The sequence below is a fragment of the Mycolicibacterium parafortuitum genome, assembly GCF_010725485.1.
Classification (GTDB): domain Bacteria; phylum Actinomycetota; class Actinomycetes; order Mycobacteriales; family Mycobacteriaceae; genus Mycobacterium.
Genome location: NZ_AP022598.1, coordinates 3191807 through 3215586, shown reverse-complemented (window position 1 = coordinate 3215586; position 23780 = coordinate 3191807). Strand labels below are relative to the sequence as shown.

Genomic DNA, 23780 nt, shown 5'->3' with positions numbered 1-23780 from the left:
CCTCCAGCTACTTGACGAGTTCGACGAGTGTCGCGTTGGCGGTGCCGCCGCCCTCGCACATGGTCTGCAGTCCGTAGCGGATCCCGTTGTCGCGCATGTGATGGATCATCCGGGTCATCAGCACGGCGCCGGACGCGCCCAACGGATGGCCGAGCGCGATCGCCCCGCCGAGCGGGTTGAGTTTGGCCTCGTCGGCGCCGGTGTCGGCCAGCCAGGCCAGCGGCACCGGCGCGAACGCCTCGTTGACCTCGTAGACGCCGACCTCGTCGAGCGTCACGCCGGCGTTGTGCAACACCTTCTCGGTGGCCGGGATCGGGCCGGTCAGCATGAGTTTCGGATCCGCGCCGGTCACCGCGCCTGCTCGGTAGCGCACCAGCGGGGTCAGCCCGAGATTCACCGCGTTCTCGGCGGTGGTCACCAGCAGTGCGGCGGCACCGTCGGAGATCTGCGACGAATTGCCCGCGTGGATCACACCGTCCTCGGTGAACGCCGGCTTCAGTCCCGCCAGCTTCTCCACCGTCGTTCCCCGCCGGATGCCCTCGTCGTCGGTGACAACGCTTCCGCTCTCGGTGAACACCGGCACGATCTGGTCCTTGAACGCGCCGGCGTCCTGCGCGGCGGCGGCACGCTCATGCGACTGCGCGGAGTACTCGTCGAGGCGGGTCCGGGAGAAGCCCCACTTCTGCGAGATCATCTCCGCGGAGATGCCCTGGTTGAACGAGAAATCGTCATAGCGGGCAAGCACTTTCGGACCGTACGGCATTCCGGTGGCGCGTGCGGAGCCCAGCGGCACCCGGCTCATCACCTCCACTCCCCCGGCGACGACCATGTCCTGCTGCCCTGACATCACGGCGTGCACCGCGAAGTCGAGAGCCTGCTGGCTGGAACCACACGCCCGGTTCACCGTGGTGCCCGGGATGTGTTCGGGCCAGCCCGCGGCGAGCACGGCGTAGCGCCCGATGTTGCTGGACTGGTCGCCGACCTGGGAGACGCAGCCCCACACCACGTCGTCGATGATGTCCGGGTCGACCGCGGCGCGCTCGACGAGTTCGTTGAGCACCACCGCCGACAGGTCGGCCGCGTGCTGCTCGGACAGCCCGCCGTTGCGCTTGCCGACCGGTGTGCGCACCGCGCCGACGATCACCGTCTCCCGCATTACCTCTGCTCCTCGCCTCGGTCGTACAGGGCCCACGCCCCGTTGAACTCAGGATCGCGCTTAGCGGCGAACGCGGCATAGGCCTCGCCGGAATCCGCCGTGGCGAAGTTGCCGGGCTGCGCGCGCGCTTCGTTGGCCAGCGCTTCCCGCAGCGTCGAACTGGCGCCGTCGTTGAGCAGCGCCTTGCTCTGCGCCAGCGCGAACGGTGGACCCGCCGCCAGTCGGTCGGCCAGTCCGTCGACGAACGTGTCGATCTCATCGGCGGGTTTCACCCAGGTCACCAGGCCGAGCGCGTGCGCCTCGTCGGCGCCGATCATATCCGCGAGCAACACCAGTCGCTTGGCCTGCTGCAGACCCACGATCTTGGGCAGCAGCCAGGATCCGCCGAGGTCGACGGACAGCCCCCGCTTCGAGAAGATCTGGCAGAACCGCGATTCCGGCGTCGCGACCACCAGATCGCAACCCAGCGCAAGGTTCCATCCGGCGCCGACCGCGATGCCGGTGACCTTCGCGACCGTCGGCACCGCGAGCTCGTGCAGTGCCAGCGCGACGTCGGTGAGACGGTCGAGTTTGTAGCGGGGGTGGATCTGCTCGCCGGTGCCGATGTCGGCGCCCGAGCAGAACGCCCCACCGGCTCCAGTCAATACCAGCGCCCGGACATCCCTGTCGCGTTTGAGATCGCGCAGTGCGTCGGCAAGCTCGACCCACAGTTGCGCGTCGAGGGCATTACGCCGCTCCGGCCGGTTCAGCGTCAGTGTGCGGATCCCGTCGCGGTCGGACGACAGCAGCGGCTCAGCCACGGTAGGCCGGTCCGATCGCACCGTCGGCACGCAACCGCGCCAGTTCCTCGGTGGTGATCCCGAGTTCGGTGAGCACGGTGTCGGTGTGCTCACCGAGCCCCGGGATCGCTGACATGGGTTGTTCGAAGTCGCTGATCACCGGCGGGGGCCGCAGTGCCGTGATGTCACCCTTCGGGGTGGCCACGGTGCGCCACCGGTCGCGGGCCGCCAGATGCGGGTGCACGACGACCTCACTGGGTTTGTTGTAGCGCGAGTTGCCGATGCCGGCGGTGTCGGCGATCTCCTGGATCTCGACGAGATCACGCTGGGCACACCAGTTCCCGATGGCCTCATCGAGGATTTCGCGGTGCTGGCAGCGGTCGGAGTTGGTCGCGAAGCGCGGGTCGTCGGCGAGGTCGGGGCGGTCGATGATCTCACGCGCGACCCGCTGCCATTCCCGGTCGTTGGTGGTGCCGAGGACGACGGTCTGACCGTCGCGGGTCGGGAACGCCCCGTAGGGCGCGACGGCCGGCGAGCCGACGCCGAGCGGTTCCTGGTCGATCCCGGAATGCTGGGTGTAGGTCAGCGCATATCCCATCACGTCGGTCATCACGTCGAACAGGCTCAGTTCGACGTGCGGAGCGGGACCGGGTGCGGGTTGGCGAGCCCGGCCGTACAGCAGCGCCAGGATCGAGATCGCCGCGTACAGCCCGGTGCTGAAGTCGGCCATCGCCGGTCCGGGTTTGGCGGGCATCCCCGGGTAGCCGGTGACCGCGCAGGAACCGGATTCCGCCTGCACCAGAAGGTCGTACGCCCGCTTGTGCGAGATCGGCCCACCGGGGCCGTAGCCGTCGATCTCGACCGGGATCACCTGCGGGTGCCGCACGGCGAGGTCGGCAGAAGAGATCCCGAGCCGCGCGGTGGCACCGGGGGCCAGGTTGGACACGAACGCATCCGCCCGGTCCAGCAGACGATGCAGGATCTCCAGTCCGGCAGGAGATTTCGTGTTCAGAGTGACCGATTCCTTTCCTCGGTTACACCACACGAAGTGGGCCGCCAGGCCGCCCGGCCCGTTGACGACGTCGTCGTAGTCTCGGGCGAAATCACCGCCGTTCGGGTTCTCCACCTTGATGATGCGGGCACCGAAGTCGGCGAGCACCCTGGTGCACATCGGGGCTGCCACCGCCTGCTCCATCGCGACGACGGTGACGCCGGCCAGTGGCGCGGCGCCGGGTGTTGGTCCTGTCACCTGATCAGATAACCATGCCGCCGCGTCATCAGTAGCTCCTGGGCAGACCGAGGACGTGCTCGCCGAGGAAGTTCAGGATCATCTCCTGGCTGACCGGCGCGATTTTCATCAGGCGGGACTCCCGGAAGTACCGCGACACGTGGTACTCCTCGGAGTAGCCCATTCCGCCGTGCAGCTGCAGCGCGCGGTCGGCGGCGCCGAAACCGGCATCGGCGCAGAGGTACTTCGCGGTGTTCGCCTCACGCCCGCACGGTTTGCCGTTGTCGTAGAGCCAGGTGGCCTTGCGCAGCACCAGTTCGGCGGCGTCGAGGCGGGCCAGCGAATCGGCGAGCGGGAACTGCAGCCCCTGGTTCATGCCGATAGGGCGGTTGAACACATGCCGTTCGTTGCCGTACTTGACGGCCTTCTCCAGCGCGACGCGACCGATACCGAGAGCCTCGGCGGCAATCAGCATCCGCTCGGGGTTGAGCCCGTCGAGGATGTACTTGAACCCCTTGCCCTCGTCTCCGACGCGGTGCTCGGCGGGCACCATGAGGTCGTCGATGAACAGCTCGTTGGAGCTGACCGCGTTGCGCCCCATCTTCCGGATCGGCCGGATGTCGACGTGGTCGCGGTCCAGGTCGGTCAGGAACAGCGTCATGCCGTCGGTCTTCTTGCCGCCGCGCGCCTCGATGGACTCGAGCGACTCGGTGCGGGTCAGCAGCAGGACCTTCTCGGATTCCAGCGCCTTGGAGATCCACACCTTGCGACCGTTCACGCGGTAGTGGTCGCCCTCTCGCTTGGCGAAGGTCGTGATGCGCGAAGTGTCCAGGCCCGCACCGGGTTCGGTGACACCGAAGCAGACATGCAGATCGCCGTTGACGATCCGGGGCAGAGTCGCGGCCTTGAGCTCGTCGGAGCCGTGCTTGACCACCGGTTGCATGCCGAAGATGGACAGATGGATCGCGCTGGCACCGTTCATCGCCGCGCCCGAGCGGGACACCTCCTCCAGCAGCAGCGTCGCCTCGGTGATCCCGAGTCCGTGGCCGCCGTACTCCTCGGGGATGGTCATACCCAGCCAGCCGCCCTTGGAGATCGCGTCGTAGAACTCCTGCGGGAACTCGTGGTTCTGGTCCTTCTCCATCCAGTAGTGGTCATCGAACCTGCTGCACAACTCCGCGACCGACTTACGGATCAGCTCCTGATCCTCGGTCAGCTCGAAACTCATGCCCGGCATAGCCGTCACTCCTTGATCGAAAGTCCGCCGAAGCTGCGTTCCGGCAGAGCCCCACTCGGGATTCGACTGCCGGAACGCAATTTCGGCGGAAAAGGCTTTAGTCGCTGTTGCCGGAGACCTTCTTGGCGCTGGCCGCGAAGTCGGCGAACGTCGCGCCCGTCTTCTCCTTGTTCGACAGGGCTTTGATGGATACGTCGTGGCCTTCGGCGGCTTTGCGTAGGGCGCCGACGGTGGCCTGGTCTTTAGGGATGTGGCTGAACGGGTCCCAGTGATACCAGCGCATCGCGTTCTGGTAGGTCATCTTGTCGATCTCGTCATCGGGCACGTTGTTGGCCGTGAGGACCTCGTCGAGCTGCTCGGGGGCGCCGGGCCACATCGAATCACTGTGCGGGTAGTCGGCCTCCCAGCAGATGTTGTCCACCCCGATCTGATGCCGCGTCGTGACCCCCACCGGATCAGCGATGAAACACGTCAGGAAATGCTCCCGGAACACCTCACTGGGCAACTTGCCCCCGAAATCCTGACCCGTCCACGTCGAATGCATCTCATAGGTGCGATCCACCCGCTCCAAGAAATACGGAATCCAGCCCGTACCCCCCTCAGAGAGCGCGATCTTGAGCGACGGATACTCCTTGATCGGGCGCGACCACAACAAATCCGCCGCCGCCTGCACGATGTTCATCGGCTGCAACGTGATCATCACATCCATCGGCGCATCCGGGGCGGTGATCGCCAACCGCCCCGACGACCCGATATGCACATTGAGCACCGTCTCGGTATCGACGAGCGCCTCCCACATCGGCTTCCAATGCTCGAAATCATGGAAACTCGGATACCCCATCGCCGCCGGATTCTCGGTGAACGTCAACGAATGCACCCCGCGTGCGGCGTTGCGGCGGATCTCGGCCGCACACGCCACCGGATCCCAGATCACCGGCAACGTCATCGGAATGAACCGCGCCGGATACGCCCCGCACCACTCCTCGACATGCCAGTCGTTATAGGCCTGCACCAACGCCAGCGAGAACTCCTGATCCTCGGTCGCGAACAACCGGCCCGCAAAGCCCGGAAACGACGGAAAACACATCGACCCCAAAATGCCGCCGGCGTTCATGTCCTTCACGCGCTCATCAACCTGCCAACACCCCGGCCGGATCTCATCCAACCCCTGCGGCTCTAACCCGTACTCCTCTTTCGGGCGCCCGGCGACGGCGTTGAGTGCGACGTTGGGGATGACCACGTCGCGGAACTGCCACGTGTCCGATCCGTCCGGGTTGTGCACCAGCCGAGGCGCCTCGTCGAGGTACTTCTTCGGCAGATGATTCTTGAACATGTCAGGCGGTTCGACGATGTGATCATCAACGCTGATCAGGATCATGTCCTCTTTGTTCATGCGGCACTCCTTCCGTCCCGCTGCGCTGCGGGACATGCGATCCGGGCCTTTTGTTCTCCTACCAAGGAAACTATCTTCTCCAAGAGTGAGAATCAACGTTTGGCACTGACATCCGCGCTGGCTGCGGCACCGATGCCGGCTTGACGGATAGCCGCCTGACCGGCGATTTGGCAGCCGGCCGTTGACGTCGACGGGCAAAAGTGGAAATCTACTGTCGAAATATGAGAACCTGATTCTCATGAACGAGAGGAGCCCGTCGGTGCGAGTGGCACCCCTGCCGGCTGACGAGTGGGACGAGGCCGTCGACAAGGCCCTGTCCGGGCTGATGCCGGCCGAGATGCGCAATCCGGACGTGGCGGGAAACCTGGTCGCGACGCTGGTGCGGCACCCGAAGCTCACCCGGTCGTTCCTACGGTTCAACTTTCACCTGCTCTACGGTTCCACGCTGCCCGAGCGGTTGCGTGAACTCGCCGTGCTTCGTATCGCACATGTGAGCAACTGCGAGTACGAGTGGCGCCACCACATCGGCATGGGCCGCGCAGCGGGCCTGACCGACGACGTCATCGACGGCATCACGCGCGGTGAGGCCGTCGACGACCTCGACCGTGCGGTGCTCACCGCGGTCGACGAACTACAGAAGGACGCGGTCGTCTCCGACGCGACATGGACGGCCCTGTCCGCGCACCTGGATGAGCGCCAGCTGATGGACCTCGTCTTCACGATCGGTTGCTATGGCGCACTGGCCATGGCCATCAACACCTTTGGCGTACAACCCGACGCCAACATGGAAACAGAGAGGTAAAGACCGTGGCATTCTTCAAGAAGCCCGACGTCGGCAGCTGGACCGAGAACTGGCCCGAACTCGGTACAGCCCCGGTCAACTACGAAGACTCGATCGACCCGGAGCATTGGAAGCTGGAGCAGCAAGCCATCTTCCGCAAGACCTGGCTCCAGATGGGCCGCACCGAGCTGATCCCCAAGAAGGGCAGTTACATCACCCGTGAGCTGCCGTCGGTCGGTCCGGGCACCTCGATCATCATCGTCAACGACGGGGAGCAGATCCGCGCGTTCTACAACCTGTGCCGCCACCGCGGCAACAAGCTGGTGTGGAACGACTACCCCGGCGAGGAAACCTCCGGCACGTGCCGCCAGTTCGTCTGCAAGTACCACGCCTGGCGTTACGACCTCAAGGGCGATCTGAAGTTCGTCCAGCAGGAGCAGGAGTTCTTCGACCTCGACAAGGCCGACTACCCGCTCAAGCCGGTGCGCTGCGAGGTCTGGGAAGGCTTCATCTTCGTCAACTTCGACGACAACGCGGTGCCCCTCGAGGAGTACCTGGGAGAGTTCGGACAGGGGCTCAAGGGTTACCCGTTCCACGAGATGACCGAGCACTACAGCTACCGCGCCGAGATCAAATCGAACTGGAAGCTGTTCATCGACGCGTTCGTCGAGTTCTACCACGCACCGATCCTGCATATGAAGCAGGCGGAGAAGGAGGAGGCCGAGAAGCTGGCCAAGTTCGGCTTCGAGGCGCTGCACTACGACATCAAGGGTGACCACTCGATGATCTCGTCCTGGGGCGGCATGAGCCCGCCGAAGGACCTGAACATGGTCAAACCCATCGAGCGCATCCTGCACAGCGGCCTGTTCGGTCCGTGGGACCGGCCCGCGATCAAGGGCATCCTGCCCGACGAGTTGCCGCCGGCCATCAATCCCGGCCGCCACAAGACCTGGGGCCAGGACTCGTTCGAGTTCTTCCCGAACTTCACCCTGCTTTTCTGGGTGCCGGGCTGGTACCTGACCTACAACTACTGGCCCACGGGTGTGGACACCCACATCTTCGAGGCCGACCTGTACTTCGTGCCGCCGAAGAACCTGCGCGAACGACTCTCCCAGGAACTGGCTGCGGTGACGTTCAAGGAGTATGCGTTCCAGGATGCGAACACGCTGGAGGCCACACAGACGCAGATCGGTACCCGCGCCGTTCTCGACTTCCCGTTGTGCGACCAAGAAATTCTGCTGCGCCATCTGCATCACACGGCGCACAAGTACGTCGACCGGTACAAAGAAGAGCAGGCCGCCAAGAACGGAAACAACGGCTCGTCCGTCACGCCGCAGAAGGAATCCGCAAATGTCTAAGTTGCCAGAGGAATTCGCCGACCTGGAGCGGTTCGCCGATTGGTGCCTGCCCACCGAGGAGGAGCGCTACCAGAAGCGGTTGAACTCCTCCATGGAGGAGATGCAGGAGTTATACGACGCCGGCATGGCGCGACTCGAGGACATCATGGTCTACGTCGATGCCCGTTTTCCGCTCAAGAGCATGCCCGATGACGCCAAGGCGCTGGTGCATCTCGGCCAGTCGATCGTGATGGTGAGCTTCCCGGTCGAGGTGTGGAAGCAGCCGCGGGTGCTCGACAGCGGCGCGGCCTACATCAAGCTCATCAAGGAGCCGGTGGTCTGACGGTGGCAATGACCCTCAAGGCTGCGGGTCTGCTTGACGTGGATGCCGGGGAGATCATTCGCCCCGGCATCGTCCACGTCGACGGCGACCGGATAGTGGGCCTCGGTGGCTCTCCCCCGCCCGATGCGGAGGTCATCGACCTCGGTGACTCGATCCTGTTGCCGGGGCTGATGGACATGGAGGTCAACCTGTTGATGGGCGGGCGCGGCGAGACGCCGGGCCTGTCCCAGGTGCAGGACGATCCGGCGACGCGCGTACTGCGTGCGGTGGGCAACGCCCGTCGCACACTGCGGGCCGGCTTCACGACGGTCCGCAACCTCGGATTGTTCGTCAAGACAGGCGGATACCTGCTCGACGTCGCACTCGGCAAGGCCATCGCTGCCGGCTGGATAGAAGGCCCCCGGGTGATCCCGGCCGGGCACGCGATCACCCCGACCGGTGGCCACCTCGACCCGACGATGTTCGCGGCGTTCATGCCGGGCGTGCTCGAGCTGACCGTCGAGGAGGGCATCGCCAACGGCGTCGACGAGATCCGCAAGGCGGTGCGCTACCAGATCAAGCACGGCGCAGAGTTGATCAAGGTGTGCTGTTCGGGCGGGGTGATGTCGCTGACCGGAGAGGCCGGCGCACAGCACTATTCGGATGAGGAGCTTCGCGTCATCGTCGACGAGGCGCATCGCCGAGGACTGCGCGTCGCGGCCCACACCCATGGCGCCGAGGCCGTCAAGCACGCCGTCGAATGTGGTATCGACTGCATCGAGCACGGCTTCCTGATGGACGACGAGGCGATCCAGATGCTCGTCGACAACGACAGGTTCCTGGTGTCGACGCGCCGGCTTGCCGAGTACATGGACGTCTCCAAGGCTCCGAAAGAGTTGCAGGCCAAGGCCGCCGAGATGTTCCCGAAGGCGCGCACGTCGATCAAGGCGGCCTATGAGGCCGGAGTCAAGATCGCCGTGGGCACCGATGCGCCTGCGATCCCGCACGGCCGCAACGCCGACGAACTCGTCACCCTTGTCGATTGGGGTATGCCCGCGGCCGCCGTGCTGCGGGCCGCCACCGTCGTGGCCGCCGATCTGATCAATCGTCCGGATACGCTCGGGCGTCTCGCCGAGGGCTATCTCGCCGACATCATCGCGGTCCCGGGCGACCCGCTCGCCGATATCAGCGTTACACGCGATGTCAACTTTGTAATGAAGGACGGTAAGGTCTTCAAGAATGACGTCACGCACTGAGGATCTCGTCGAGATCCAGCAGCTTCTGGCCAAGTACGCGGTCACGATCACCCAGGGCGACCTCGACGGGCTGATCTCGGTGTTCACCCCGGACGGCACGTACAGCGCGTTCGGCTCGACGTACACGCTCGCACGCTTCCCGGAGCTCGTCGACGCCGCCCCGAAGGGGCTGTTCATGACCGGGACGTCGCTGGTCACGCTCGACGCCGACGATCCGGACAAGGCCAGTGGCACCCAGCCGCTGTGTTTCATCGAGCACTCCAAGCACGACATGCGCATCGGGTACTACAACGACACCTATGTGCGCACCGGGGACGGCTGGCGGCTGAGAACCCGCGCCATGACGTTCATTCGACGCTCGGGCGAACACGACTCCGGACGTCCGCACGCGATCGGCAGGCCTGACGGCGATGTCGCCGCCGGGGCGGCTCCGGAGGCCCGATGAGCACCGATCTCTTCGAACCCGCGACGTTCCGCACGGAACTGCGGAAATGGCTCGACGAGAACGACCTGACCCCCGGCGACGACCACTCCCTACAGGGGCACATCAAGCAGTTCGCCAGGGTGCAGCGGGCGCTGTACGACGCGGGCTGGAGCCGTTACGGCTGGCCGGAACACGCGGGCGGACTGGGCGGTCCGGCGATCCTGCGGGCCATCGTCGGCGAGGAGGTGGTCGGCCGCCGGCTGGCGGAACCGGGTCCGTACTCGATGCTCGAAGTGCTGGCGCCGACGATGATCGACTACGCGCGGCCCGAACTGGCCGCGCAGATGGTGCCCAGACTGCTCAGCGGCGAAGAGCAGTGGTGCCAGGGCTTTTCCGAACCGGGATCGGGCAGCGACCTGGCGTCGCTGACCACGCGCGCGGTGCGCAAGGGCGGCAAGTGGGTGATCAACGGCCAGAAGGTGTGGACCAGTTTCGCCCAGTTCTCGCACCGATGCGTGCTGCTGACCCGCACCGGTGACGCGGATACCCCCAACCACCAGGCGATCACCGCGTTCTTCGTCGACGTGGACACCCCGGGGATCACGGTGCGCCCGCTGCGCACCATGCACGATGTCGACGAGTTCTGCGAGGTGTATTTCGACGATGTCGAGGTCGACGCCGATCGGATGCTCGGAAACGTCGGCGACGGCTGGCAACTCGCGATGGACCTGCTGCCCTATGAACGTTCGACCTGCTTCTGGCAGCGGATCGCCTACTTGTACTCCCGCTTCGACGCGCTGGTCGACGAGGTGAAGCGGCAAGGGCAGAGCATCGATTCGGACATGGGCGAGATCTATCTCGCGCTGCACACGCTGCGGTGCCGGTCCCGCGCGACCCAGCACCGGCTGGCCGAAGGCCACAAGCTCGGTCCGGACACCTCGATCGACAAGGTGCTGCTGGCCGGCGCCGAACAGCGGCTCTACGACACCGTTCGCGACCTGCTGCCCGGCGCCATCGAACTCGACGACAGCGAATGGCGCACCGAATACCTGTACTCGCGCGCGGCCACGATCTACGGCGGTACCGCCGAGGTGCAGCGAAACATCATCGCGCGCCGACTGCTCGATCTCGGAAAGGAGTGAGGATGGTCGCCCAGATGGACGAGTCGTCGCTCGAGATGCTCGAGACCTCGCTACGTAAGAGCATGCTCTCCTCGTCGGGTCCGGCACTCGATGCCGCGCTGACCGAGATGGGCTGGGCGGATATGCTTTCCGAGATGCCCGAGGTGGCCGTTCCGCTGGTGTTCCGGCTGCTCGGCGAAACCGGCTCGCACGCATCGGCTCTCGTCGACGTGGTGCTGCACGCGACCGGCAACACGATCGGCGACACCGTGGAACTGCCGCTCCCCTACGCCGGCAACTCGTGGGTGGTGTGGGACCGGATCAGCGCGGAGGCCACCGACCCCACGCTGAGCGGACTGCCGTTGCGCCGCGAGGAGGAGGGCTACCCGATCCGGGTGGCCGAGGCGCGCATGGCAGTCGGCTGGTGGCTGGTCGGCTCGTCGCGCGCGATGCTGAACCTGGCGCGCCGGCATGCGCTGGACCGGGTGCAGTTCGGCAAGCCGATCGCGTCGTTCCAGGCGGTGCGGCACCGATTGGCCGAGACGCTGGTCGCGATCGAGGGCGCCGAGGCCACGCTGAATCTGCCCAGCGCCGACAATCCCGATCTGAGCTCGCTGCTCGCCAAGGCCGCCGCGGGCAAGGCCGCGCTCACCGCGGCCAAGCACTGCCAGCAGGTGCTCGGCGGTATCGGTTTCACCGAGGAACACGATCTACAGCACCACGTGAAGCGCGCACTGGTGCTCGACGGGTTGCTCGGCAGCTCCCGGGAATTGACCCGCAGGGCGGGAGCCGGTCTGCGGGCGCGCGGGTCGGTCCCCCGCCTCGCCCAGCTGTAGCTCTTACGTCCGCACCGCGAGCGCGCGCGTCTGTCCGCCGACACACCGGCCGCCGCGGGCACTGAGCGCACGCTCGTCACCTCCGAGCGCGCCTGAAATGCCAACTGCCACGGCGTGTTGGGGTGCAGACGCGCGCGCTCGCGGTGCCTACGCGACCCGAGGTGGCCTACTTGATGTTGGCCTTCATCTCTTCGAGGTTCACCAGGACCGGCCAGCCGCCCACGCTCAGCGCGTTGCCGTGCCCGGTCTGGTGTACGTCGAACACCGACTGGATCGCCGCGTAGAAGCCCTGGACGTCCAGCGTCTGGTTGACCGCCCGCTTCGCTTGGCGCAACGCGAACGGCGGCATCTTGACGATCTGCTCGGCGAGCGCCCTGGTCTCGGCGTCCAGCTGGTCACGGGGCACCACGCGGTTGACCATCCCGGTTGCCGCGACCTCGTCGGCCGTCATCGCGCGTCCGGTGAACAGGATCTCCTTGGCCTTGCGCGGCCCGAGTTCCCATGTGTGTCCGTGGTACTCGACACCGCCGATGCCCATCAACACCACCGGGTCGGAGAACTGGGCGTCATCGGAGGCGATGATCAGGTCGCACGGCCAACACAGCAGCAGGCCGCCGGAGATGCACCGGCCCTGTACCGCGGCGATGGACGGCTTCGGCACGTTGCGCCAGCGCAACGTGTATTCCAGATAGCGCTTCGCCTCATGCTGGATGATGAACTCCAGCGTGATCTTGTCCGGGACCGGCCCGCCGCCGCGAAGATCGTGTCCCGCAGAGAAGTGTTTGCCGTTCGCGCGCAGCACGATCACCGACACCTCGTCGTCCTCGGCCGCACGGGTCCACGCCGCGTCGAGTTCGTCGAGAAGCTCGGGATTCTGCGCGTTGGCGGCCTCGGGCCGGTTCAGCGTGATGGTCGCGATCCTGTCGGAGACGTCATAGTCGATGTACACGGCAGTCCTCGGGTTCCGGAGGGACGATGGTTGGCCAGCGGTTATGTCGGCCCGACGCCCGCGAGGCCAGACTTGGGCCTTCTGTTATCACCGAAATGAGAATACTATTCTCGTGGTGAGGAAGTTACAATCTCTGACACGCTCGCCGGGAGGGGGTCGACGGCCGCTATGGCAAGACGTTCTCCGGTACAGTCAGTTCATGTTCTCCCCAGCCGGCCTGCATCCGAGCCCCCGGTGACGACGCCAAGCGAAGAACCGGCGTGGAAGCAGCGTGCGGTCGAACGTTCGATCAAGACGGCCAAACTGCGGGCCGCCCAGCGCGTACAGCGCTTCCTCGACGCCGCGCAGGCGATCATCATCGAAAAGGGTAGTACCGACTTCACCGTCCAAGAAGTCGTCGATCGGTCGCGGCAGTCGCTGCGCAGCTTCTACCTGCAGTTCGACGGTAAGCACGAGCTGCTTCTCGCCCTGTTCGAGGACGCCCTGAGCCGGTCGGCCGAACAGATCCGGGCTGCCACGTCGGGCGAAGAAGAGCCCATCGAACGCCTGAAAGTCGCGATCCAGCTGCTGTTCGAGTCCTCGCGCCCCGATCCGGCAGCCAAACGGCCCCTGTTCACCGACTTCGCACCACGCCTGTTGGTCTCCCATCCGTCCGAGGTCAAGGTGGCCCACGCACCGCTGCTCGCCCTGCTCACCGAGCTGATGGAAGAGGCCGGCGAGGCGGGCCAGCTCCGCGCCGGGATCAACCCGAAGCGGATGGCCGCGATGACCATGCAGACGGTGATGTTCGTCGCCCAGTCCAGCGGGGACACCGACGAGAACGCCGCTCATCCGATCACCGCGGACGAGGTCTGGGACTTCTGCTCCCACGGTTTCGCCGCCGAATAGCGCGAGAACCATCCTTTAACTCGTCGAGAACGATATTTTCGTACTCGAACGTCCTTGCTCTCCCGCCTGCGGGGCCGGGCTATGAGCTATTTATGTGAGAGTGCGATTCTTCTCTAGAGAGAGTCGGGATTGCCTCCAGCGAGTTCGCCATTGACACTCATGCGCTGCCGATGCCACAGTTGTGAGACAAATTGCAGCCCCATGTCTTACGCAAAAGACTGATCCAGCGAGAGGGAACCGTGACGATCAGCGCTGACGACTCCGACGTGCAGGACTCCGCCACCGACGAGTTGTACTACGACCCCTACAGCGTCGACCTCAACATGAACCCGTACGCGGTGTTCGCCCGCCTCCGCGAGGAAGCTCCGCTGTACTACAACGACAAGCACGACTTCTATGCGCTCAGCCGCTATGAGGACGTCAACAAGGGGGTCATCGACCACGAGACGTTCATCTCCGGTCGGGGCGCTCTGCTGGAGATCATCAAGTCCGGCATGGAGATTCCGCCCGGGACACTGATCTTCGAAGACCCGCCGATCCACAACATCCACCGAAATCTGCTGTCACGAGTTTTCACGCCGCGCAAGGTGCAAGCGCTCGAACCTCAGATCCGCGAGTTCACCTCCCGATGCCTAGATCCGGTCATGGGCACCGGCAACTTCGACTTCGTCAAGGATCTCGGCAACCAGATGCCGATGCGGGTGATCGGCATGCTGCTGGGCATCCCCGAAGAGGACCAGCGGCGCGTCACCGATCACGGCGAGGCCACCCTGCAAGGCGATACGGTCGATCTGATGGCCACCGGCGAGGTGTTCGCGGAGTTCATCGACTACCGCACCGAACATCCGTCCGACGACATCATGACCGACCTGCTCAACGCCGAGTTCGAGGATGAGACCGGCACCGTGCGGCGGTTGAGCCGTGAAGAACTGCTGATGTATCTGACGGTCATCGCGACCGCGGGCAGTGAGACCACCACCCGCCTGATCGGTTGGGCGGGCAAGACTCTCGCCGATTACCCGGACCAGCGCCGCGAACTCGCGGAGAACCCCACGCTGATTCCCGCGGCGATCGAGGAGATCCTGCGCTGGGAGCCGCCGGCGCTGCAGATCGCCCGCTACGTGACGCGCGACGTCGAGTACCACGGCCAGACCGTGCCGGCGGGGTCGGCAATGCTCATGCTGGTCGGGGCCGCGAACCGCGACCATCGTCGGTTCCCGCCCAACGGCGACGTCTTCGACATCCACCGGGAACTGCGGTCACACATGACCTTCGGCGCGGGCACCCACTTCTGCATGGGGAACGCACTGGCCCGCCTGGAAGGCAAGGTCGCTCTGGAAGAAATCCTGAAGCGATTCCCGACCTGGGACGTCGACTGGGCGAATGCCAAACCGTCTCAGACCACCGCCGTCCGCGGCTGGGAATCCATGCCCACGTTCATCTGACCTGTATCCATCAGCGAAAAACCCACCACCACTTAAGGACTGGTACCCATGGCAGGACGTGTAGAAGGCAAGGTCGCTTTCATCACCGGTGCGGCACGCGGGCAGGGCCGCGCGCACGCGGTAAGGATGGCGCAGGAAGGTGCCGACATCATCGCGGTCGACATCTGCAAGCAGATCGACAGCGTGCGGATTCCGTTGTCGACGCCGGAGGACCTCGCTGAGACCGCCGACCTGGTCAAGAACGCGGGCCGCCGGATCTACACCGCCGAGGTGGACGTCCGCGACTACGACGCACTGAAGGCTGCCGTCGACGCTGGCGTCGAGGAGTTCGGCAAGCTCGACATCATTGTCGCCAACGCCGGTATCGGCAACGGCGGTGAGACGCTGGACAAGACCGGCGAGCCCGACTGGGACGATATGATCGGCGTCAACCTGTCCGGCGTCTGGAAGACGGTCAAAGCCGGTGTGCCACATATCCTCGCGGGCGGCAACGGCGGCTCCATCATCTTGACCAGCTCTGTCGGCGGACTGAAGGCCTATCCGCATACCGGTCACTACGTCGCCGCCAAGCACGGCGTCGTCGGCCTGATGCGGACCTTCGCCGTCGAGCTCGGCGCCCAGAACATCCGTGTGAACTCGGTCCACCCAACCAACGTCAACACCCCGCTGTTCATGAACGAGCCGACGATGAAACTGTTCCGGCCGGACCTGGAGAACCCGGGCCCTGAGGACATGAAGGTCATCGGTCAGCTGATGCACACGCTGCCCATCGGATGGGTGGAGCCCGAGGACATCGCCAACGCGGTGCTGTTCCTCGCCTCCGATGAGGCCCGCTTCATCACCGGCGTCACTCTGCCGGTCGACGGCGGCAGCTGCCTCAAGTAGACGTCGTGGCCGCACCCGAGTTGTCGATCCCGCAGGGCTGGGACGAGATCTCCCCCGAGTGGATGACTTCGGCTCTCGCGCAACATTTTCCGGGAGCCGAAGTCGGCGGTGTCACCGTCGCCCTGCGTGACGACGGCACCAATCGCCGGGCCCGGCTGGCGTTGAGCTACGCCGCGGGCTCCGGCCCGGCGACGGTGTTCGCCAAGGCGGTCGATCCCGAACACGCCGACCTCGTCGCGCTGACCAGCGGTTTGTACCACGAGCCGCGGCTTTTCCTGTCGGGGGCGAACCTGCCGCTGGACCATCCCACGGTGTACACCGCGATCATCGACGAGAGTCGGCGTGACTTCCTGATGATCATGGAGGACGTCGTCGCCCGCGGGGCCGACCCGAGGGACTCCACCCGCCCGATGACTGTTGAGCAGGTCGCCGAGGGGGTCCGAGGCCTGGCACGCTTGCACAGCGAGCACTGGGGTGAACGGCTCACCGGCAACCCCGGCCTCGGCTGGGTTGAGCCGTTCGTCGCGTTCGAAGGCCTGGAGTACGCGCAACTGGACATCGCGCACGAGCGACTCGGCGACTCGGTGTCCGGCGAGATCCTGGCGATGAGCGGCAAAGAGCTGTTCGTCGACGTGTGGGCGCGCTACATCGGTTCGCTGACCGCCTCGGCTCCGACGCTGCTGCACGGTGATCCGCACATCGGGAACACCTACGTGCTCCCGGACGGCACGGTCGGCTTCCTGGATTGGCAGATGGTCCGGCGGGGCAGCTTCTCGCTGGACCTCGGGTATTTCCTCCAGGGTGCGCTCACGATCGAGGACAGGCGCGCCGCCGAACGTGACCTGATCGTCGAGTACCGCGCTGCGCTGCGGCTGCCCGCCGCCGAACTGCCGACGCAGCAGGAGATCTGGCTGGGCTACCGGGCGTCGGTTGCCCACGGGCTGGCGATCTGGATGGCGACGCTGTCCGGCGGTGACGCGTGGCAGCGCGCAGACATCTGCCTCGCTTTCGCGCAGCGCTACGCCGCGGCGTTCATCGATCTGGACACCCGCGGGGCACTCGAGACGCTCTGCGGCTGACACGTTCGGCGAATCGACGGTGATCATGTCGACCGGGTGGTTGCATGGTCGCCATGAAGCGACTCAACGGCATGGACGCCATGCTGTTGTACAGCGAGACGCCGAACCTGCACACCCACACCCTCAAGGTCGCCGTCATCGACACCTCCGAGTTCGACGGCGACTTCGGGTTCGACGTGTTCCGCCAGACCATCGCCCGGCGGCTGCACCTGCTCGAACCATTGCGGTACCGGCTGGTCGACATCCCATGGCGGCTGCACCATCCGATGTGGATGCAGGACTGCCCGGTCGATCTGGACTACCACCTGCGGCGGGTCAGCGTTCCTGCCCCCGGCGGGCGTCGCGAACTCGACGAGGTGATCGGCCAGATCGCCAGCACACCGCTGGACCGCAGCAGACCGCTGTGGGAGTTCCACTTCGCCGAGGGTCTGGCGGACGACCGGTTCGCGTTGATCGGCAAGGTGCACCACACCCTCGCCGACGGCGTCGCATCGGCGAATCTGCTTGCCCGACTGATGGATCTGGTCGACGCACCCCAGGACGAGCGTGACGAACCTCTGCAGACGTGCGAAGATCCGCCCACCTGGGACCTGCTGTGGGAGGCCCAGCGTGATCATTTCCAGAACATCGCCGAGCTGCCCGGGCTGATCTCCGACATCGCGCGCGGGGCGGTCCGGCTGCGCAGGCGTTCGAAGGAGCGCCGCAAGGTGGCCGATCTGGCCAAGCCCTTCAACGCACCGCCGACGTTCCTGAACCACGTGGTGTCCCCGGTGCGAACCTTCGCGACGGCGACGCTGTCGCTGGCCGAGGTCAAAGAGACCGCCAAACACCTCGGGGTGACGTTCAACGACGTCGTCCTCACGGTGGCCGCGGGCGGACTGCGTGAGCTGATGCTGCGGTACGACGGTCACTCCGACCGACCGATCCTGGCGACGGTGCCGGTGAGCACGGACCGGTCGACCGAACGGATCACCGGCAACGAGATCGGCGGAATGATGGTGTCCCTTCCGGTGCATATGGCCGACCCGATCGAGCGGGTGAAGCTGACATCGGTGGCGTCCACCCGCGCCAAGGAGACCAACGACCTGCTGGGCCCGACCCTTCAGGGGCGGCTGCTGGAGTACCTGCCGCCGCCGTTGGCGCCCGCACTGTTCAAGGCGCAGGCCAAACGCGCCGACCACAACCGACTGATGAACGTCGCGATATCAAACGTCCCCGGACCGAGGCAGCGGGGCCATATCGGGGGCGCGCCGGTCAGCGAGATCTATTCCGTCGGTGTTCTTTCGGCGGGCAGCGCGTTCAACATGACGGTGTGGAGCTACGTCGACCAACTCGACATTGCGGTGCTCTCCGACGATCGCACGTTCGCCGACCCCCACGAGTCAACCGACGCGATGGTTCATGCCTTCGGCGAGCTCCGGCAGGCGTGCGGGCTACCCGCCGCGGCCACCGTTGACACCGCGCTACCGCCGGCGTAGCCGCCGGATCGATTCAGCTTCCCCGCAATTCATTGCGCAGGATCTTGCCCGTACTGCCGCGCGGGAGTTCCGGCAGAATCGTGATCTCCCGCGGCACTTTGTAATTCGCGAGGTTGTCGCGCACATGCTGTTTGAGGTCGTCCGGGGTCGCGGAACTGCCGTCGGACAGCACGACGAATGCGGCCAGCCGCTGACCATACTCGGCGTCGTCGACACCGAGCACGGTGGCTTCGGCGACCTCGGGGTGCGCCGTCAACGCCTTCTCGACTTCGATCGGGTACACGTTCTCTCCGCCGGAGACGATCATCTCGTCGTCGCGGCCGACGACGAACAACCGGCCGGCGTCATCGAGGTAGCCGAGATCGCCAGAGGCCATGAACCCGTCGTGGAAAGCTCTGTCCGTCCCGGCCGAGCCTTCGGTGTACCCGTCGAACAACGTTCCGCTGCGCACGAAGATCTGCCCGACCTCCCCCGGCGGCAGTTCACGGTGCTCGGCATCGAGGATGCGCAATTCGGTGCCATCGGCGGGCCGGCCCGCGGTGTCCGGCGCGGCACGGAGGTCTTCTGGTGTGGCCGTGGCGATCATGCCGGCCTCGGTCGCGTTGTAGTTGTTGTAGATCACGTCGCCGAACTGGTCCATGAACGCGGTGACGACGTCGGGACGCATCCGCGACCCCGACGCGGTCGCGAACCGCAGCGACCTTCCGCTGTAGCGGTTTCGGATCTCGTCGGGCAGGTCCATGATGCGGTCGAACATCACCGGCACGACCGCAAGACCGGTGGCCTGGTACTTGTCCACGAGTGCAAGCGTGGCGGCGGGGTCGAACTTGCGTCGGGTCACGATCGGACAGGCCAGCAGCGCGGCGAACAGCAGCTGCGAGAAACCCCACGCGTGGAACATCGGCGCCGCGATGACGATCGGTTCCTCGGCGCGCCACGGTGTCCGGTCCAGCACGGCCTTGAGGTCGCCCGCGCCGCCGCTACCGGCGGATCGTTTGGCGCCTTTGGGACTTCCGGTGGTCCCCGAGGTCAGCAGGATGACGTCACTCTTGCGGGTGGCGGGCTGCGGCCGCTGTCCGAGGTGGGCGGTGATCAACGACTCGACGGTGACGGCACCCGCGGGCTCGTCCACCCAGGCCAGGATCCGCTGCGCCTGCGGGCGGTCGGCCAGCGCGCGGTCGACGGTCGTCGTGAACTCCTGGTCGTAGATCACGACATCGGCACCCTCGCGCTCGATCACCTCTTTCATCGCCGGGCCGGCGAACGAGCTGTTCAACAGCAGCACGTCGGCGCCGATGCGGTTGGCGGCGACCAGCGCCTCGATGAACCCGCGGTGGTTTCGGCACATCACCGCGATGGTGGACGGGCTCGCTGCGTTCTGCTGCAACGCGACCCCGAGGGCGTCACAGCGGTCGTCGAGTTCCCGCCATGTCAGCGTGCCGAGTTCGTCGATCACACCGGGTTTGTCGGGACAGCGCTGCGCGGCGGTCGCGAAGCCGATGGTGGCGTTCAGACCCGCCCTGCGCACGGCCAGCCCCATCCGCAGGTAGCGGTCCGGACGCAACGGCGCGATCAGCCGGGCCCGCCACAGTGTCGAAACCAACCCGACCTGGTCTGCCATCGCGCTCACCCCAGCACCGGAAATCGCCGCTTGCGTGCCAACTCGTCGAGCGCGGTCTGCATGGTGGCCCGCACGTACTGGTCGACCTCGTCGATGTCGGGGTCGTCGCCGAACCGCGCCACGATGTCGATCGGCTCGAGCACCTGGGTGACGATCTTGGACGGCAGCGGCAGGTTCGGCGGGAAGATGACCGACAGACCGAACGGGAACCCGATGCTGACGGGCAGGATCTCCATCCGCGCGCGCGTCAGCCCGATGCGCCGGGCGATCGAATCGCCACGGGCAAGGAACATCTGGGTCTCCTGCGCGCCGATCGACACCACAGGGACGATCGGGACGTCTGCCTCCAGTGCGGTGCGCACGTATCCGGTGCGGCCGGCGAAGTCCACTTTGTTCGCCGTCAGCGTCGGCCGGTAGGAGTCGTAGTCCCCACCGGGGAACACCAGTACCACCGCGCCGGACCGCAGGGCATCGGCGGCGTTGTCACGCGTCGCCTCGATAACCCCCGCGCGGCGCAGCAGGTCGCCCAGCGGACCGATGAACACGCCGTAGTGCGCAAGTGTGTAGAGCGGACGGTCGAACCCGAAGCGCTCGTAGAAGGCTGGGGCGAACACCATCACGTCGGGGGTGAGCATGCCGCCCGAGTGATTCGACACCACCAGCGCCCCGTCACTGTCCGGAAGCGAATCCATGCCGCGCACATCCGCGCGGAAGTATCGTCGGATCAGTGGACCCACCCAGTCGGTGATCTGACGGGTGAAGGCGGGGTCCCACTTGGCCGTCTCGGCACGCTCGTCGGACATGGTGGCGGATATGCTACTCTCCCAAAAGGAGAATGTCATATCCGCAGGTAGGAGGCTTTGGATGACGAGTGCGTCTGGGACGGTGCTCGTCACCGGAGGCTTCGGCCTCGTCGGTTCGGCCACGGTCCGCCGATTGGCCGAACTCGGCCGCGGCGTCGTCGTCGCCGATCTCGACACACCGGCGAATCGGTCGGCAGCCGAGAACCTCCCGTCCGGGGTAACCGTTCGGTGGGCAGATCTAACCAACGCCGAGCAGACCGCACAGCTGGTCGCCGACGTGGCGCCCGCGGTGATCATCCATCTCGCGGCGATCATCCCGCCCACGATCTACAAGAACCGGGCGCTGGCCCGCCGTGTCAACGTCGACGCCACCGCGACCCTGGTCAAGATCGCCGAAGCGCAGCCCACTCCCCCACGGTTCGTCCAGGCGTCGAGCAACGCGGTCTACGGCGCACGCAATCCACACAAGGCGACCGGACCGGTCACCGCGGGCATGCCGATGAAGCACTCCGATCTCTACAGCAGTCACAAGGCCCAGGCCGAGGAGATCGTGCGGGCATCGTCCCTGGAATGGGTGGTGCTCCGGCTCGGTGGCGTGTTGAGCGTCGACCCCAAGGCGATCCCGTTCAACGCCGACGCTCTCTACTTCGAGAGCCTGCTCCCCGTCGACAACCGGGTGCACAGCGTCGACGTCCGCGACGTCGCATGGGCTTTCGCAGCCGCGACGACGGCCGACGTGGCAGGCGAGATCCTGCTCATCGCCGGCGACGACTCACACAAGCTGTCCTACGCCGACATCACCCCCGCGCTGGCCGCGACCCGCGGGATCAAGGGCGGGCTCGTACCGGGACGCAAGGGCGACCCTGATGACGACGACGCATGGTTCGTCACCGACTGGATGGACACCACCCGCGCGCAGGAAGCCTTGCAGTTCCAGCACTATTCGTGGCAGGCCATGCTCGACGAGGCCTCACGCAATGCGGGGCCGTCGAAGTCCGTGCTGCCGCTGCTGTCTCCGCTGATCCGGGCCGCACTCAAGCGCCGCGGCGCCTACTGGAAACAACCCGGCCGGTACGCCGATCCGTGGGGCGCGATCAAGCGACGGCTCGGCGACCCCGCACCGGACGCCTGACGGGAATCGCTTCGCGCGGGGTAGGACGGTGTGGGTGATCTGAGCCTGCGGTTGCGTCGCCGCCATCTCCGGTGCCTCCTGACGATTCTGGGCGCGGTCGTGTCTCACCCGGCGCTGGTGCCACGGGTGTTGGCTGGGCGGCCATCAGGCCGCATGGTCTTCGGGTGGTGCGGGTCCGCCGGGTCCGCCGGGGGTGTCGGGTTCCGCCGCCGCGCAGTCGTTTTCGGGTTCCTCAGGCGGGCGCAGTAACCGTTCGGGGCGATGGTAGGTGTTCACGCGAGCCTGTCCGGTGTCGAGAAGCTCCGGTGGAATCCACTCGACCTCGCCGCGGGTGTTCATCCGGGTGGTCCAGGCAGTCGGGTCGTCGGGATTGACACTGCGGTTGTCCGGCCCGCACGCTAGACCGAGATCGTCGATGTTGGTGTTCCCGCCGCGGCCCCAGTCGCGGGTGACGTGGTGGACTTGGCTGCCGTAGGCGCCGACGGTGCAGCCCGGTTTGGTGCAGCCCCCGTCGCGCGCGATCACCATGATTCGCTGTTCTGGGGTGGCGATGCGTTTGGTGCGGAACAAATCCAGCGCTGAACCGGTGGCTTTGTCGAACACCGCCAGATAGTGATTGGCATGCCCGCCCATCCGGATCACGTCTTTGATGGGCATCCTGGTGCCGCCACCGGTGACGCCGATCCCGGCGCGGGATTCCAGGTCTTGGAGGGTGGTGCGGATGATGATCGACACCGGTAGTCCGTTGAGTTTGCCTAACTCGCCGCTCATCAAAGCGATCCGCCCGACCGCGATCAGCGCATCATGCTGGCGCTGGGCCAGGCTGCGAGAGTCGTTGTCGATCTGGGCTTGTGACGGCGTGCCCGACGTGCAGGGTTCGGGGTCGGCAGGATTACACATGCCCGGGGCGGCGTACTTGGCGAAGATCACCTCGAGCACCGCCCAGGCTTCGGGCGTCAACGTCGCGGTCAGGTCGACCATCCCGTCGGGGCGCTGCTTGTGCTTGGTCACCCCGCGCTTGCGGGCGCGTTCGGTGTCGTCAGGTTCTGGGCCGTCCTGATCCAACAGAAACAACGTCAGCTCGGCGGCGTCCTTCACTTCTTTGGGGCCGACCCCGACGGCGGTGCGCACCAGGTCGACCTCGAACTGCTCCCGCGTCGTGCTATCCACCCAGGACGGCAGCTTGGCCACCGATTTGCGGATCACCTCGACGTGTTCGGGGTTGATCAACCCGCGTTCTTGGGCGATCGCCGTCGCCGGCAGCAGCGGCGGCAGCGCCGGCCCGGTCACCGACGGGCGCGGCGCCAACAGGCAAGCCTCGGTCAGGCGCCGATTCGCTTCGGTGACCGAGATGCGCCACCGGATCCGCAACACGTCCTTCCACGACTTCGCGCCCATCTCCCGGGCGGTGGCCTCGGTCTGCAACCGCGCCAACAGCCGATGCCCCAGCCCGGGCAGCCGGCAGCCCAGACTCTCCAACTCGTCCATCGCCTCGATCAGTTCGGATCGGGTCAGCAGCTCCAGATCGCAGGCCGCCACGGTGTCGAACGCGGCGCGCAGCGCGCTGACCGCGTCCTGCACATCCGTCCTCGACATAACTCGAACATACATTCGACCACCGACAAATCCA

Annotated in this window: 22 protein-coding genes; 13 read left to right on the top strand and 9 right to left on the bottom strand. The window is 66.0% G+C overall.

From position 1 onward, the window contains the following. Window positions 1-7: 7 nt before the first annotated feature. The 5 genes from NTM_RS15510 to NTM_RS15490 form a co-directional block, all read right to left on the bottom strand. On the bottom strand, window positions 8-1156 hold the full coding sequence (locus NTM_RS15510) for a thiolase family protein (RefSeq protein ID WP_163766777.1): 1149 nt from the start codon (window positions 1154-1156) through the stop codon (window positions 8-10). Next, complete coding sequence (locus NTM_RS15505; protein ID WP_104863553.1) at window positions 1156-1956, bottom strand: enoyl-CoA hydratase/isomerase family protein; 801 nt, start codon at window positions 1954-1956, stop codon at window positions 1156-1158. The genes NTM_RS15510 and NTM_RS15505 overlap by 1 nt, the downstream gene beginning before the upstream one ends. After that, entirely contained in the window at window positions 1949-3184 is a 1236-nt protein-coding gene (locus NTM_RS15500; protein ID WP_163766776.1) for a CaiB/BaiF CoA transferase family protein, read from the bottom strand. The genes NTM_RS15505 and NTM_RS15500 overlap by 8 nt, the downstream gene beginning before the upstream one ends. Before the next feature lie 28 nt (window positions 3185-3212). Further along, a complete protein-coding gene (locus NTM_RS15495) occupies window positions 3213-4391 on the bottom strand; it encodes an acyl-CoA dehydrogenase family protein (protein WP_163769503.1) in 1179 nt (392 codons plus the stop codon). A 106-nt stretch (window positions 4392-4497) separates the two neighbouring features. Then, entirely contained in the window at window positions 4498-5793 is a 1296-nt protein-coding gene (locus tag NTM_RS15490; RefSeq protein ID WP_163769502.1) for an amidohydrolase family protein, read from the bottom strand. 259 nt (window positions 5794-6052) lie between these two features. Here NTM_RS15490 and NTM_RS15485 point away from each other — a divergent pair, with 259 nt between their 5' ends. Genes NTM_RS15485 through NTM_RS15455 form a run of 7 tightly spaced genes read left to right on the top strand, consistent with a single transcriptional unit; the run spans window position 6053 to window position 11870 of the window. Next, window positions 6053-6595: a carboxymuconolactone decarboxylase family protein gene (locus NTM_RS15485; RefSeq protein ID WP_104866009.1), complete on the top strand. Its 543-nt coding sequence runs from the start codon at window positions 6053-6055 to the stop codon at window positions 6593-6595. A gap of 5 nt (window positions 6596-6600) precedes the next feature. Next, the gene (locus tag NTM_RS15480) at window positions 6601-7932 is read left to right on the top strand and encodes an aromatic ring-hydroxylating oxygenase subunit alpha (protein WP_163766775.1); all 1332 of its coding nucleotides are present in this window, start codon (window positions 6601-6603) and stop codon (window positions 7930-7932) included. Further along, complete coding sequence (locus tag NTM_RS15475; protein ID WP_163766774.1) at window positions 7925-8254, top strand: hypothetical protein; 330 nt, start codon at window positions 7925-7927, stop codon at window positions 8252-8254. The genes NTM_RS15480 and NTM_RS15475 overlap by 8 nt, the downstream gene beginning before the upstream one ends. Before the next feature lie 8 nt (window positions 8255-8262). Continuing rightward, window positions 8263-9489: a metal-dependent hydrolase family protein gene (locus NTM_RS15470; RefSeq protein ID WP_104866000.1), complete on the top strand. Its 1227-nt coding sequence runs from the start codon at window positions 8263-8265 to the stop codon at window positions 9487-9489. After that, window positions 9473-9934 (top strand): nuclear transport factor 2 family protein, encoded by a 462-nt coding sequence (locus NTM_RS15465; RefSeq protein ID WP_104865999.1) that lies wholly within the window; start codon window positions 9473-9475, stop codon window positions 9932-9934. The genes NTM_RS15470 and NTM_RS15465 overlap by 17 nt, the downstream gene beginning before the upstream one ends. Continuing rightward, window positions 9931-11055 carry an acyl-CoA dehydrogenase family protein gene (locus NTM_RS15460; protein WP_163766773.1) on the top strand — a complete coding sequence of 375 codons (1125 nt, stop codon included), beginning with the start codon at window positions 9931-9933 and terminating at the stop codon, window positions 11053-11055. The genes NTM_RS15465 and NTM_RS15460 overlap by 4 nt, the downstream gene beginning before the upstream one ends. 14 nt (window positions 11056-11069) lie before the next feature. Then, complete coding sequence (locus tag NTM_RS15455; RefSeq protein WP_163769501.1) at window positions 11070-11870, top strand: acyl-CoA dehydrogenase family protein; 801 nt, start codon at window positions 11070-11072, stop codon at window positions 11868-11870. Between the two features lie 166 nt (window positions 11871-12036). On the opposite strand, the gene NTM_RS15450 is transcribed toward NTM_RS15455, so the two are convergent. Further along, window positions 12037-12819 carry an enoyl-CoA hydratase gene (locus NTM_RS15450; protein ID WP_163766772.1) on the bottom strand — a complete coding sequence of 261 codons (783 nt, stop codon included), beginning with the start codon at window positions 12817-12819 and terminating at the stop codon, window positions 12037-12039. Between the two features lie 168 nt (window positions 12820-12987). Between NTM_RS15450 and NTM_RS15445 the strand changes: the two genes are divergently transcribed. The 5 genes from NTM_RS15445 (at window position 12988) to NTM_RS15425 (ending at window position 18594) form a co-directional block, all read left to right on the top strand. Then, window positions 12988-13707: a TetR/AcrR family transcriptional regulator gene (locus tag NTM_RS15445; RefSeq protein ID WP_163766771.1), complete on the top strand. Its 720-nt coding sequence runs from the start codon at window positions 12988-12990 to the stop codon at window positions 13705-13707. A gap of 239 nt (window positions 13708-13946) precedes the next feature. After that, entirely contained in the window at window positions 13947-15152 is a 1206-nt protein-coding gene (locus NTM_RS15440; protein WP_104865995.1) for a cytochrome P450, read from the top strand. 48 nt (window positions 15153-15200) lie between these two features. Further along, window positions 15201-16037: a mycofactocin-coupled SDR family oxidoreductase gene (locus NTM_RS15435; RefSeq protein WP_104865994.1), complete on the top strand. Its 837-nt coding sequence runs from the start codon at window positions 15201-15203 to the stop codon at window positions 16035-16037. A 5-nt stretch (window positions 16038-16042) separates the two neighbouring features. Further along, entirely contained in the window at window positions 16043-17116 is a 1074-nt protein-coding gene (locus NTM_RS15430; protein WP_104865993.1) for a phosphotransferase, read from the top strand. A 53-nt stretch (window positions 17117-17169) separates the two neighbouring features. Then, on the top strand, window positions 17170-18594 hold the full coding sequence (locus NTM_RS15425) for a WS/DGAT/MGAT family O-acyltransferase (protein WP_104866007.1): 1425 nt from the start codon (window positions 17170-17172) through the stop codon (window positions 18592-18594). Window positions 18595-18607: 13 nt separating this feature from the next. Here the strand turns inward: NTM_RS15425 and fadD12 are convergent, their stop codons facing one another. After that, on the bottom strand, window positions 18608-20215 hold the full coding sequence (gene fadD12, locus NTM_RS15420) for an acyl-CoA ligase FadD12 (RefSeq protein WP_163766770.1): 1608 nt from the start codon (window positions 20213-20215) through the stop codon (window positions 18608-18610). 5 nt (window positions 20216-20220) lie between these two features. Then, window positions 20221-21057: a lysophospholipid acyltransferase family protein gene (locus NTM_RS15415; protein ID WP_163766769.1), complete on the bottom strand. Its 837-nt coding sequence runs from the start codon at window positions 21055-21057 to the stop codon at window positions 20221-20223. Between the two features lie 22 nt (window positions 21058-21079). Here NTM_RS15415 and NTM_RS15410 point away from each other — a divergent pair, with 22 nt between their 5' ends. Further along, window positions 21080-22150, top strand: coding sequence for an NAD-dependent epimerase/dehydratase family protein (locus tag NTM_RS15410; protein WP_163766768.1), 1071 nt, complete (start codon window positions 21080-21082; stop codon window positions 22148-22150). Window positions 22151-22294: 144 nt separating this feature from the next. On the opposite strand, the gene NTM_RS15405 is transcribed toward NTM_RS15410, so the two are convergent. After that, entirely contained in the window at window positions 22295-23761 is a 1467-nt protein-coding gene (locus tag NTM_RS15405; protein WP_104865990.1) for an HNH endonuclease signature motif containing protein, read from the bottom strand. Window positions 23762-23780 lie beyond the last annotated feature (19 nt).

Coding starts and splice junctions, on each gene's coding strand:
- NTM_RS15410 (WP_163766768.1), top strand. CDS start 21,080: ATGACGAGTGCGTCTGGGACGGTGCTCGTCACCGGAGGCTTCGGCCTC.
- NTM_RS15495 (WP_163769503.1), bottom strand. CDS start 4,391: ATGAGTTTCGAGCTGACCGAGGATCAGGAGCTGATCCGTAAGTCGGTC.
- NTM_RS15425 (WP_104866007.1), top strand. CDS start 17,170: ATGAAGCGACTCAACGGCATGGACGCCATGCTGTTGTACAGCGAGACG.
- NTM_RS15460 (WP_163766773.1), top strand. CDS start 9,931: ATGAGCACCGATCTCTTCGAACCCGCGACGTTCCGCACGGAACTGCGG.
- NTM_RS15475 (WP_163766774.1), top strand. CDS start 7,925: ATGTCTAAGTTGCCAGAGGAATTCGCCGACCTGGAGCGGTTCGCCGAT.
- NTM_RS15405 (WP_104865990.1), bottom strand. CDS start 23,761: ATGTATGTTCGAGTTATGTCGAGGACGGATGTGCAGGACGCGGTCAGC.
- NTM_RS15435 (WP_104865994.1), top strand. CDS start 15,201: ATGGCAGGACGTGTAGAAGGCAAGGTCGCTTTCATCACCGGTGCGGCA.
- NTM_RS15510 (WP_163766777.1), bottom strand. CDS start 1,156: ATGCGGGAGACGGTGATCGTCGGCGCGGTGCGCACACCGGTCGGCAAG.
- NTM_RS15445 (WP_163766771.1), top strand. CDS start 12,988: ATGGCAAGACGTTCTCCGGTACAGTCAGTTCATGTTCTCCCCAGCCGG.
- NTM_RS15455 (WP_163769501.1), top strand. CDS start 11,070: ATGGACGAGTCGTCGCTCGAGATGCTCGAGACCTCGCTACGTAAGAGC.
- NTM_RS15470 (WP_104866000.1), top strand. CDS start 8,263: ATGACCCTCAAGGCTGCGGGTCTGCTTGACGTGGATGCCGGGGAGATC.
- NTM_RS15490 (WP_163769502.1), bottom strand. CDS start 5,793: ATGAACAAAGAGGACATGATCCTGATCAGCGTTGATGATCACATCGTC.
- fadD12 (WP_163766770.1), bottom strand. CDS start 20,215: ATGGCAGACCAGGTCGGGTTGGTTTCGACACTGTGGCGGGCCCGGCTG.
- NTM_RS15465 (WP_104865999.1), top strand. CDS start 9,473: ATGACGTCACGCACTGAGGATCTCGTCGAGATCCAGCAGCTTCTGGCC.
- NTM_RS15415 (WP_163766769.1), bottom strand. CDS start 21,057: ATGACATTCTCCTTTTGGGAGAGTAGCATATCCGCCACCATGTCCGAC.